This is a genomic window from Nocardia sp. JCM 38205 (genome assembly GCF_058222935.1).
In genome coordinates, this window is record NZ_JBYHFL010000012.1 from 132,917 (window position 1) to 141,258 (window position 8,342).

The following is an 8,342-nucleotide window of genomic DNA, read 5'->3' on the forward strand; positions in this document are numbered from 1 at the left end:
CCTTCTTGGTATTGCGAGATCAGATCATCGAGCGCAGATGCTGCGGCGGCTCCACGCCGAGCGAACCGAGCGCCGCCGCGTGGAACACCGTGCTCGGCACGTGGATCGCGTGGTTGAGGCCGGCGTGGGCGTCGCGCCAGAATCGCTGCAGCGGCTTGTCCATCCGCAGGGCGTTACCGCCGGAGCGGGCGAAGATCTGGTCGACGGCCATCACCGCGCGCCACGCCGCCCGCACCTGGGTGCGTCGTCCGGCGGCGCGATCGGCGAAGGAGACCTCCTTGCCTGCGTCGACCAGATCCCACATCTTGTCGACGTTGGCCAGCAGCTCCTGCCGAGCGGCATTGATATCGGCCGCCGCCTCGCTGATCGCGAACAGCACATACGGGTCGTCCTTGATCGCGGTGCCCTGGGCGCCGACCCGGTCGCGCTGGTAATCCAGGTGCGCGGCCAGCGCGCCCTCGGCGATGCCGATCACCGCGGAGGTGATGCCGAGCGGGAACATGTTCGACCACGGCATCTTGTACAGCGTCTCGGTGACCCCGTACTCCTTCTGGGCGGTGCCGTCGATCACGTGATCGCCGTTCATCACCCGGTAGGACGGCACGAAGGCCTCCTTGACGATGATGTCCTTGGAGCCGGTGCCCTTGAGCCCCACCACATTCCACGAGTCCTCGACGATCGTGTAGTCGCTGCGCGGCAGGATCATGTGCAGCATGGTCGGCGGGGTGGCGATATTGCCGTCGGTGTCGCCGAGCATCGCGCCGAGGAAGATCCAGTCACAGTGGTCGGTGCCGGAGCTGAACTGCCAGCGGCCGTTGAAGATGTAGCCGCCGTCCACCGGGCGCGCGATACCGGTCGGCGCGTACGGCGACGCCATCCAGGTGTCGTTGTCTTCGCCCCACACCTCCTCCTGCACCTTCGGATCGGCGAAGGCCAGCTGCCACGGATGCACCCCGACGATGCCACAGATCCAGCCGGTGGCCGGATCCAGCGACGCCGCGGCCATGACGGTTTCGGCGAAGTCGCGGGGGTGGGCTTCGAAACCGCCGTACTTCTTGGGCTGCAGCAGCTTGATCGGGCCTGCCGCCTTCAGCATCTTCGCCGTCTCGTCGGGCAGTTGGCCGAGCCGCTCGGCCTCGGGGGACTGCTCGCGCAGCTGGTCGGCGATGGCCGTGATGTTGTCGAGAACCTTGTTCATCGGGGCTGTAGTTCCTGTCGTGTGCGCGGGCGGATTAGGTGGTGGTGATGACGGCGCCACGGGCGATGTTGTCGGCCACTTCGGCCTCCCAGCTCGTGACGGCGCGCTCGGTATCGATCTCGAACTCGAAGCGCTTGGTCATGTCGTCGGTGATGTCTTCGACGTCGACGTAGAACTGCTTGTACCAGCGGCGCAGCTGATACACCGGCCCGTCTTCCTCCGACAGCAGCGGATTGTCGATGGGCGCCTTGTTCTTCCAGATGGCCACGTCCTGTTCGAAACCGACCTCGACACCGCGGGCGAACTGCGCGGCCATCGCGTTGGCGTCCTCATCGGACATGCCCTGCGGCTTCTTCACCATCGCGCCGTACTGGAGCACGAACGAGTTCTCGGTGACCGGGTAGTGGCAGTTGATCAGCACCGTCTCGATCGTCATGCCGTTGGCCTCGCTCCACAGCCAGTCGATCATGTACGACGGGCCGAAATACGAAGCGTCCGAACGCAAAGTGGAGTTCGGGTCGTCGTAGTTGGTACCGACCTCGATGTCCTGGCGCGGCGTCGACCGCATGTACTGGGTGGCGACGTGGCCCTCGAAGACGTTCTTGAAGTACCGCGGGAAGGCGTAGTGCACGTAGAAGAAGTGCGCCATATCCACCACGTTGTCGACGATCTCGCGGCAGTGCGAACCCTCGATCAGCATCGAATTCCAGGTCCAGTCGGTCCACTCGGAGCTGCCGTAACCCTCGATCTCGGGGATGGTCACCTCATCGGTGGGCTTGCTGCCCTGCGGGTCGTGCCAGACATAGAGCTGGCCGTTGCGTTCGAGCGTCGGCCAGGCGCGGGTCTTGGCCAGCGGCGGCACGCGGCGCGCGTACGGGATGCCGGTGCAGCGGCCGTTGCCGCCCCAGCGCCAGTCGTGGAACGGGCAGGCGATGGAATCGCCCTTGACGGTGCCGTGGGCGAGGTTGCCGCCCATGTGACGGCAGAACGCGTCGAGCACGTTCAGCTTGCCGTCGGATTCGGACTGGAAGACCACCAGCGTGGTGCCGAACGCCTTGATCTCGTGTGGTTTGCCGTCCTGGAAGGACTTCAGCAGGCCGAGGCAATGCCAGCCGCGGGCGAACCGGGTGGGCGCCGCCGCGGCCTCGATCGTCCTGAATTCGTCCGTGCTCTGGGCTGAGCCGTTCGGTGATAGACCCGGCATCGAAACCTCCATGTTCCACCGGATGACTGTGATCTGAGTCAAATGGTGGACCCGCCGGGCGGCGTACGGACGTCGTCCTCCCGGTCAGCGGACAGGTTTCGTGAAGTGTGAAACGGCTGGCTGCGGGCCTCCCGGTGAGCGGGAGCGAGTGGGGTCACGTGGCCGGTAGCACCGGCCAGGCGAGCGCGCCGAAGCTGTGGCACAGCCGCGTCACGATCTTGCTGCCGCGTTCGGGATCGAACCAGCGATCGATATGCGCCCAGTGGTACGGATGGGTCATGTAGGGCCCGGTCAGCCCGTCGAGGTCGGTGAATTCCTGTTCCCAGACATGGGTCCAGCCGCTGCCGCTGTCGACTCTGCTCAGCTGGGAGGCGCCGATGGTGTGGATGTAGTCGGGCATCGCGGCGGTTTCGGATTCGAAAGTGGCCACCTGTGCCGGGTCGGTCCGTGGGTCGACCGCGACGAGCAGGGCTCGGTAGATGCGCGCCGGCTCGGCATATCCGGCCGGTGACGGCGCCCCCTGATGTCGCGCCGGTGGCGGGGTGTGCGAGGTTGGCGGCGCTGCTCGTCCGGCCGGTGGCTTCACGCGCTGCGGGGTTGCGGTGAAAGCCGCGGTCTCGACCCGCTCGACGAACGACTCGCTCAACCACCGGTCGACGGCGTTTACGACCGGCTGCTGCTGCACGTCATCGGCGAAACGCAGTCGCACGATCAGGTCCCCGGCGTCGATCCCGCCCGGCAACGTCGTTGCGACCAGCGCTCGGTGGGTGTGTGGTGCGACCAGACGGCGTAGCTGCGCGGCCAGCTCGGCGCAGCGCTCCGGATCGCTCAGGTGGACCAAGTGCACGACCTCAGACATCGGCCAGAACCTCCACATCGTCGCAGCCGCAGGCGGTGGTCCGGCGCCGGCTGACGAGCAGCTCGTCGGCAGCCCGCCACCACTGCGCGACCTGCGGATCCCGGCTCGCGCCGAGCCGCTGCCGCCACCACTGTTGCGCGCCGCGCACCGTCCAGCTGACGGTGATGGTGTTCGATTGCTCGGCCAGCCACACCGGGGGACTGACCAGCACCCGATCCAGCTCGAGCCCACGCTCCCGCGCGCCGGGTGCGTATTCCCGCAGGTAGAGGTCGAGAAAGGCGCGACCACGCCCGGGTGGTGCGACCATCTCGTCGACGATGTAGATCACCGGCTCGCCGCGATCTGCCTGCCGTTCGATCAGGCCCGACTCGTCGGCCGCGGTTCCAGTGCCGATGCCGGCCTCGCTGCCGGAGCGGGCACCGGATGGGTGCTGTCCCTCCGTGTCCGACCCATCCGCACGCCCGTTGCGCCCCGGCGTCATCGCCGCACTGTCCATCGTTCAGCCTTTCTGGGTGAATCCTGCGTCGACGACGAGTTCGGTGCCGGTGACGTAGCGGGATTCGTCGGAGGCCAGGAACAGCACGGCATTGCTGACGTCCTCCGGTTCCACCCACGGAACGGCGATCAGATGTCGCCGTGCCAGCACGTCCTCGGCATCGGCGGCGGTCGGATGCTCGATGTCCGGGCACAGTCTCGCGATCGCGTCCGAGCTCAGCGGCCGGCCGCCGACAGCGCCCGGATGCACCGTGTTCACCCGGATCGAGCGCCGACCCCATTCCGCCGCCACCGTGCGGGCGAGCCCGGCGACGCCGTGTTTGGCGGCCGAGTAGTGGGCCCGCACCGGATCCCCGCGCACGCCGGATGTGGAACCGATGATCACCACCGCTGCGCCGTCGACCAGATGGGAACCGAAGGCCCGCAAGGTATTCCAGACGCCGGTGAGGTTGATGTCGAGGCATCGGTGCCAAGTGGCGTCCTCGATTCCGGCCGCCGGGCCCGGCGCATCGCACAGCCCGGCATTGGCGATCAGGATGTCGATGCGGCCGAACGCGCGGACCGCCGATTCGGCTGCCCGCTCGAGGGCGGCGAGGTCGCGGACATCGGCTTCCGCGGTGAGCATTCGGGCAACGGCGGGTTCGTGTTCGAACGAACTCCCCGGCAGGTCGACGGCCACCACATCCGCGCCTTCGGCACGCAACCGGCGCACGTGGGTGCGTCCGGTGCCACTGGCGGCTCCCGTCACCACCGCCACTTTGCCGCGGACTCGTCCCGTCCTATGGTTCATCGCGCTCCTCGCCATCGCCGCGGCGCACGCAGACGCCGGCGTCCTGCGATAGTCGGCGGCCGACCGGGCCGTGGCGCATACCGTTCCCGATCAGTGGAACAGGCCCGGCCGCTAGGTGTCGGCCGGCTCTACCGTTGCCGCAGGATCGAAGGAAGGGATGTGGCGATGGTGCACGTTGCGACGGCCGGTGCGGTCGGGACCCGGCTCGACATCGACCTGGAGGCGGACGGTATCCGCGAGTTCAACGCCGCCACGATGGCGCGCGCGGCCACACCCGCCACCACCGGCGAACCCGTCGTCGCGCCCACCTTCCTGCCCGCCCGGATCGCCGCGGCCGGCGAAGCGGCGATAGAGCATTGGCCCGGCATCCCGATCGAGCAGGATCACCGCTTCTTCGGCCCACCGCCGCGCGCAGGCGAACGGCTCACCGCGCAATCGCGCATCGCACGCGTCTACGAGGTGGACGACGACCACGGCACCCCGGTGACCATGATCGAGATGGTCACCCAGTACTTCGACCGCACCGGCCGCCTCGTCGCCGAATCCTGGATGACCGGCACCCGTCCCGTCTCGCAGGAGTCCGCATGACCGCGACCGCCCCCGCACCCACCACCTCCTTCGGCCCACTCACCGAGGCCGACTTCGAGAAGTACGCGAGCGCCACTCGAACGCTTGCCCCCGGTAGTGAAACTGCCGGTGACGCAGCGTCGTTCACCGCGTCCGCGGGCCCACTCGCCGCCGCGCTCCTCGCCACCTACGCCACCGATTGGCTCGGCAGCGAAACCGTGCGCCGATTCCGCACCCGCTGCTCCCGCCCGCTCTGGCCGGGCGACACGCTCACCTGCTCGGGATTCGTTGTGCAGCACTACGTTCTGGATGGTGAATCCTGCGTCGACGTCACCCTCGTCGGCACCGACCAGGACGGCCGCGTGGCCGCGCGGGCGTGGGCGACGTTCGTCTGCGCATGAACTGGGCGGGGTAGCACCTCGAAGACGGGCGGTACGCTTCCGCTCGATTGTGCTGTTTCGCCGCCGCGGCGCCCACCGGGCTCGCCACAGCCGGGGCGCACCCGCTGCCGGTCCTTCAGTCCTGGGTGAGCTTGCGAATCAACTCGAACGACCGGGCCCTGGCCTCGATGTCGTAGACGAGGGTGTTCAGCATGATCTCGTCGGCGTCGGTGTCCGCGATCAGGGAGCTGAGCTGGCGGCGCACAGTGTCGGGAGAGCCGAGCAACTGACCGGCACGGCGCTGGGCGGCGAAATGGCGCTCGCGATCGTTGGCGGGGAAGCCGGCGGCCTCCTCGGGGGTGGGCAGGCGGCGCGGGCGGCCGGACATCAGATGCAGAAAGGCCAGCTCGCGTGGGCGCGACAGGAGTTCGGCCTGCTCATCGGTGTCGGCGCAGATCGCGGCCGCCGCCACCATGGCGTACGGACGTTCCAGCTGTTCGGAGGGCCGGAAGTTCTCGCGGTACAGCTCGAGCGCGGCCACGGTGTTGTTCGGGCTGATGTGGTGAGCGAACGCGAAGCGCACGCCGAGGATCGCCGCCACCTGCGCGCTGTAGCCGCTGGAGCCGAGCAACCAGATCTCGGGTTCATCGTCCTGGCCCGGGGTCGCCGCGATGCCGTCCGGGCTGGTGCCGCGGAAATAGGCGAGCAGCGCCGCCAGCTCCTGCGGAAACGATTCCGCCGACAGCCCGTCCTTGGTGCGGCGCAGTGCCAGTGCTGTGGCCTGGTCTGTCCCGGGCGCGCGCCCGATGCCGAGATCGATCCGACCCGGATGCAATGCGTGCAGCGTGCCGAACTGTTCGGCGACCACGAGCGGCGCGTGGTTGGGCAGCATCACCCCGCCGGATCCGACCCGGATACGAGAGGTCGCCGCTGCCAGGTGCGCCAGCAGCACACTCGGCGCCGCGCTGGCGATGCCGGGCATGTTGTGATGCTCGGCCACCCAGAATCGCGCATAGCCCATCGCCTCGGTGCGCCGCGCGAGTTCGGTCGTGGCCGCGAGACCGTCACCGGCGGTGTTGCCTTCCTGCACGGGTGCAAGATCCAGCACGGAGAGCGGGACGTTGATCATGGGGCTCCTTCGCGATCGCGTTCCCCTGTGCGAACGCCCGCCCCGGTCGCGGTATTTCGCCTGGCTCACGAACGCGACCCGAGCCGAGGCTCGCCAACCAAACTTACTTCTAGGTAAATTACGCTATGGTCAATTCGCTAGGATCGTGGATGCCGACCACCGAGAGGACTCCGATGGCAACCGGACGTGCAGGAACGGCCCTACTCAACCCACCGGCGCTGGTGCGCACGCTTTCCTCGCTACTGCGTCCGGGCGGAGGGGAGAACATCGCAGGAAAGACCGTGCTGCTCACCGGCGCATCGTCGGGAGTGGGCAAGGTCGCCGCGCACAAACTCGGTGCCAGTGGTGCGAACCTCGTGCTCGTCGCACGTGGTGAACAGGCGCTGTGCGAGGTCCGCGACGCCGTCCGGGCGGCCGGTGGCAAAGCCGAGGCGATGGTCTGCGATCTGTCCGACGGGGCGGCCGTCGACGCGCTCGCCGAACAGATCGGCGCCGAGGTCGGCAAGGTGGACGTACTCGTCAACAACGCGGGCCGTTCGATCCGCCGCCGCGCCGACGACGCCACCGACCGCTTCCACGACTACGAGCGCACCATGGCGCTGAACTACTTCGGCGCGACCCGGCTCACCATGGCCCTGCTGCCCTCGATGCTCGAGGCACGTGACGGGCACATCATCAATATCGCCACCTGGGGCGTCGCCGCGGGCTCGATGCCCATGTTCACCGCGTATCACGCGTCCAAGGCAGCGCTCGGCGCGTTCGGCCGCAGCCTCGGCGCCGAGACCCGCCCGCACGGCGTGCACGTCACGACCATCGGCTATCCGCTGGTCCGCACGGAGATGATCGCGCCGACCGCCAAATACGAGGCGGCGCCCGCGCTCTCCGCCGAGGCGGCCGCCGACTGGATCCTCACGGCCATCCGCACGCGTCCCATTGAGCTCTATCCGCGATACGCCCGCTTCTTGCAGGCCATCGGCGCCGTCTCACCCCGCGCCGTGGACAGCTTGATCTGGCGGTTGGGGATCTGAGCCGCAGCGACAGTCGAGGGGTCGGCTGGCTCGCCACCTGGGACTTCGGTGATCGACGGAATTGATCTTGATGGCCTGGGTCACACCGGGGTGATTCCGGATGCGAAACCGGCCCGGCTGCACCCCGCTGACCTGCGCAAATGTCAACGCGACCAGGGGATTTGACGAAGCGTTCGCCGCCGCGTAACTTATTCCAGGTCAGAGCGACACGGACACCGACCCGGAGCCCACAGGGCCTGGGAAACGAGGTAGGACGAGGAGCGCCTGACAAGCCGGTCGAAGAGCGGATTTGACTCTGAGCCACTGATCGGTAAGCTAGGAACCCTGCCTCACTGAAGCCCCTGGACGAAAAGCCGGGTCGGATGTGTGTGCGTGTGTTCTTTGAGAACTCAATAGTGTGTCGATGAATGTCAGTGCCAATAATTTATTGGTTCCGGCCCCTCATACCCCCGTGTGTTGTGGGTCGGACATTTTGAATGTCAGCAAATTTTTGCTGGTGTTCGGCTTTGCTAGGTTTTCGGACTCTAGTTTAGATATTTCTGATTCGCCCTTCGGGGTGTTTCGAGAGTCTTCAACGGAGAGTTTGATCCTGGCTCAGGACGAACGCTGGCGGCGTGCTTAACACATGCAAGTCGAGCGGTAAGGCCCTTCGGGGTACACGAGCGGCGAACGGGTGAGTAACACGTGGGTGA

9 protein-coding genes and 1 rRNA gene are annotated in these 8,342 nt (G+C 67.4%); 4 read left to right on the plus strand and 6 right to left on the minus strand.

Annotated elements, in window-relative coordinates; translation table 11 throughout:
- Positions 1–19 precede the first annotated feature (19 nt).
- The 5 genes from AC4HOU_RS28470 to AC4HOU_RS28490 form a co-directional block, all read right to left on the minus strand.
- On the minus strand, positions 20–1,198 hold the full coding sequence (locus tag AC4HOU_RS28470; RefSeq protein ID WP_195021689.1) for an acyl-CoA dehydrogenase family protein: 1,179 nt from the start codon (positions 1,196–1,198) through the stop codon (positions 20–22).
- 34 nt (positions 1,199–1,232) lie between these two features.
- Positions 1,233–2,402: a 3-ketosteroid-9-alpha-monooxygenase, oxygenase component gene (locus tag AC4HOU_RS28475; protein WP_490725590.1), complete on the minus strand. Its 1,170-nt coding sequence runs from the start codon at positions 2,400–2,402 to the stop codon at positions 1,233–1,235.
- A 154-nt stretch (positions 2,403–2,556) separates the two neighbouring features.
- Complete coding sequence (locus AC4HOU_RS28480; RefSeq protein WP_195021691.1) at positions 2,557–3,261, minus strand: Dabb family protein; 705 nt, start codon at positions 3,259–3,261, stop codon at positions 2,557–2,559.
- Positions 3,254–3,757: a hypothetical protein gene (locus tag AC4HOU_RS28485; protein WP_324197468.1), complete on the minus strand. Its 504-nt coding sequence runs from the start codon at positions 3,755–3,757 to the stop codon at positions 3,254–3,256. The genes AC4HOU_RS28480 and AC4HOU_RS28485 overlap by 8 nt, the downstream gene beginning before the upstream one ends.
- Before the next feature lie 3 nt (positions 3,758–3,760).
- Positions 3,761–4,546 (minus strand): SDR family oxidoreductase, encoded by a 786-nt coding sequence (locus AC4HOU_RS28490; RefSeq protein ID WP_195021692.1) that lies wholly within the window; start codon positions 4,544–4,546, stop codon positions 3,761–3,763.
- 165 nt (positions 4,547–4,711) lie between these two features.
- Between AC4HOU_RS28490 and AC4HOU_RS28495 the strand changes: the two genes are divergently transcribed.
- Together AC4HOU_RS28495 and AC4HOU_RS28500 are read left to right on the plus strand one after the other, a co-directional pair.
- A complete protein-coding gene (locus AC4HOU_RS28495; protein ID WP_163812903.1) occupies positions 4,712–5,134 on the plus strand; it encodes a hypothetical protein in 423 nt (140 codons plus the stop codon).
- Positions 5,131–5,514 carry a hotdog family protein gene (locus AC4HOU_RS28500; RefSeq protein ID WP_195021693.1) on the plus strand — a complete coding sequence of 128 codons (384 nt, stop codon included), beginning with the start codon at positions 5,131–5,133 and terminating at the stop codon, positions 5,512–5,514. The genes AC4HOU_RS28495 and AC4HOU_RS28500 overlap by 4 nt, the downstream gene beginning before the upstream one ends.
- A gap of 115 nt (positions 5,515–5,629) precedes the next feature.
- On the opposite strand, the gene AC4HOU_RS28505 is transcribed toward AC4HOU_RS28500, so the two are convergent.
- Positions 5,630–6,622, minus strand: coding sequence for an LLM class flavin-dependent oxidoreductase (locus tag AC4HOU_RS28505; protein WP_163812908.1), 993 nt, complete (start codon positions 6,620–6,622; stop codon positions 5,630–5,632).
- A 173-nt stretch (positions 6,623–6,795) separates the two neighbouring features.
- Between AC4HOU_RS28505 and AC4HOU_RS28510 the strand changes: the two genes are divergently transcribed.
- Together AC4HOU_RS28510 and AC4HOU_RS28515 are read left to right on the plus strand one after the other, a co-directional pair.
- Complete coding sequence (locus AC4HOU_RS28510; RefSeq protein WP_490725591.1) at positions 6,796–7,650, plus strand: SDR family oxidoreductase; 855 nt, start codon at positions 6,796–6,798, stop codon at positions 7,648–7,650.
- A 571-nt stretch (positions 7,651–8,221) separates the two neighbouring features.
- Positions 8,222–8,342 (plus strand): 16S ribosomal RNA (locus tag AC4HOU_RS28515); the annotation flags it as partial.

What these genes read in the sequence shown, in the direction of transcription:
- AC4HOU_RS28475 (WP_490725590.1), bottom strand. Translation starts at nt 2,402, where the DNA reads ATGCCGGGTCTATCACCGAACGGCTCAGCCCAGAGCACGGACGAATTC.
- AC4HOU_RS28485 (WP_324197468.1), bottom strand. Translation starts at nt 3,757, where the DNA reads ATGGACAGTGCGGCGATGACGCCGGGGCGCAACGGGCGTGCGGATGGG.
- AC4HOU_RS28490 (WP_195021692.1), bottom strand. Translation starts at nt 4,546, where the DNA reads ATGAACCATAGGACGGGACGAGTCCGCGGCAAAGTGGCGGTGGTGACG.
- AC4HOU_RS28505 (WP_163812908.1), bottom strand. Translation starts at nt 6,622, where the DNA reads ATGATCAACGTCCCGCTCTCCGTGCTGGATCTTGCACCCGTGCAGGAA.
- AC4HOU_RS28510 (WP_490725591.1), top strand. Translation starts at nt 6,796, where the DNA reads ATGGCAACCGGACGTGCAGGAACGGCCCTACTCAACCCACCGGCGCTG.
- AC4HOU_RS28495 (WP_163812903.1), top strand. Translation starts at nt 4,712, where the DNA reads ATGGTGCACGTTGCGACGGCCGGTGCGGTCGGGACCCGGCTCGACATC.
- AC4HOU_RS28480 (WP_195021691.1), bottom strand. Translation starts at nt 3,261, where the DNA reads ATGTCTGAGGTCGTGCACTTGGTCCACCTGAGCGATCCGGAGCGCTGC.
- AC4HOU_RS28470 (WP_195021689.1), bottom strand. Translation starts at nt 1,198, where the DNA reads ATGAACAAGGTTCTCGACAACATCACGGCCATCGCCGACCAGCTGCGC.
- AC4HOU_RS28500 (WP_195021693.1), top strand. Translation starts at nt 5,131, where the DNA reads ATGACCGCGACCGCCCCCGCACCCACCACCTCCTTCGGCCCACTCACC.